This is a genomic window from Pseudomonas sp. NPDC087342, from assembly GCF_044744265.1.
Classification (GTDB): Bacteria; Pseudomonadota; Gammaproteobacteria; order Pseudomonadales; family Pseudomonadaceae; genus Aquipseudomonas; species Aquipseudomonas nunensis.
The window spans coordinates 1-1864 of record NZ_JBIUXZ010000057.1 but is presented as its reverse complement, the minus strand read 5'-3'; the positions used below and the strand labels follow the sequence as shown (position 1 = coordinate 1864).

The 1864-nt window shown below is 57.1% G+C and carries 3 protein-coding genes; all 3 read right to left on the bottom strand.

Annotation, left to right across the window (positions count from 1 at the left end):
- Positions 1-87: 87 nt before the first annotated feature.
- Positions 88-324, bottom strand: coding sequence for a DUF1653 domain-containing protein (locus ACIOYV_RS33260; protein WP_046047845.1), 237 nt, complete (start codon positions 322-324; stop codon positions 88-90).
- Positions 325-423: 99 nt separating this feature from the next.
- A complete protein-coding gene (gene fadA, locus ACIOYV_RS33255; protein ID WP_008028488.1) occupies positions 424-1599 on the bottom strand; it encodes an acetyl-CoA C-acyltransferase FadA in 1176 nt (391 codons plus the stop codon).
- A gap of 32 nt (positions 1600-1631) precedes the next feature.
- The coding region (locus tag ACIOYV_RS33250) for a hypothetical protein (RefSeq protein WP_401330716.1) at positions 1632-1864 on the bottom strand (233 nt) is incomplete at its 5' end.

Below are 1864 nucleotides of genomic sequence, written 5' to 3'. Positions count from 1 at the left end.
GTGAAAGGCGGTTGGCGCCTGACGCGGCACCGCTATATATAGTGGCTACAAGGTGAGGTCAAGCGCAGGGTCTTGCGCGAACTCAGCTTATGGCTTCGAAAAAAGGCTCGGTTCGGCTTGCACCAAAGCAAAGCGTGGGACCTGTTCGCCGTCAACCTCGACCGACTCCAGGAACATGCTCAAGGGACGTACCCAAAAGCCGTAATCGCCATACAGGGCTTGGTAGAAGACCACTTCTTCTTCGGTCTCGGAATGCCGCGCAATGCTGAATACGCGGTACTGCGGACCTTTGTAATGTTGGTAGAGCCCAGGTTGTATCGGCATGGTTTGGCCCTCACTCAAATCTTTTCAAAATAAAAACAAAAATAAATTCAGAAAAACAAAAACCGGGGCACTTGGCCCCGGCTTCCATCAACGAGACGCTTAAACGCGTTCGAAGACGGTGGAGATGCCTTGGCCGAGACCAATGCACATGGTGGCTACCCCGAAGGTGCCGCCATTTTGCTTCATCACGTTCAGCAAAGTGCCGGAGATACGCGCACCGGAGCAACCGAACGGGTGACCCAAGGCGATCGCGCCGCCGTGCAGGTTAACCTTCTCGTTCATCTTGTCGAGCACTTTCAAATCTTTCAGCACTGGCAGGGCCTGTGCGGCGAAAGCTTCGTTGAGCTCGAAGAAGTCGATATCGTTGATCCCAAGGCCCGCACGTTTCAGTGCTTTCTGTGTAGCCGGTACTGGACCATAGCCCATGATTGCCGGGTCCACACCTGCCACTGCCATCGAACGAATCACCGCCAGAGGCTGGATGCCCAGGTCCTGGGCACGCTGCGCCGACATCACGATCATGCACGAAGCACCATCAGTGATTTGCGACGAAGTACCGGCTGTCACGGTGCCGCCCTTTGGATTGAAAGCAGGCTTCAGAGCCGCCAGGCTTTCCAGGGTGGTTTCCGGACGAATGGTTTCGTCGTAGTCGAACAGTTTCAGGAAACCGTTCTCGTCGTAGCCCTGCATCGGGATGATTTCGTCTTTGAACTTGCCTTCCACAGTCGCCTTGTGAGCGAGCTGGTGGGAGCGCACGCCGAAAGCGTCCTGCTGTTCGCGAGTGATGCCGTGCATTTTGCCCAGCATTTCAGCGGTCAGGCCCATCATGCCCGAGGCTTTCGCCGCGTACAGGGACATGTGCGGGTTCGGATCGACACCGTGCATCATGCTCACGTGGCCCATATGCTCGACGCCGCCAACCACGAACACGTCACCGTTGCCGGTCATGATCGCTTGTGCCGCGGTGTGCAAGGCGCTCATCGACGAACCACACAGACGGCTGACGGTTTGGCCGGCAGCAGTGTGCGGGATCTGCGTCATCAACGATGCCATGCGAGCGATGTTCCAGCCCTGTTCCAGGGTCTGGTTAACGCAGCCCCAGATCACGTCTTCGACTTCGTTCGGATCAACCTTGACGTTGCGTTCCAGCAGTTTGCTGATCAGGTGCGCCGACATGTCTTCGGCGCGGGTGTTGCGGTGCATGCCGCCCTTGGAGCGGCCCATCGGAGTACGACCGAAGTCGACAATCACGACGTCTCTTGGATTCAAGCTCATAAAATTTCACTCTCGCTCAAGTGTTGGGACGCTTAACCGAAGAACCGTTGGCCAGTCTTGGCCATTTCACGCAGCTTCGCGGTCGGGTGGTACAGCGCGCCCAAATCAGCGTACTGGTCAGCCAGGGCAACGAACTCGGCAACACCGATCGAATCGATGTAGCGCAGCGCACCGCCACGGAATGGAGGGAAACCAATACCGTAGACCAGACGCATGATCGCCGTGTCCAGGTCCACGTAGCCGTCGCCGGTACGGTTCCAGTTAC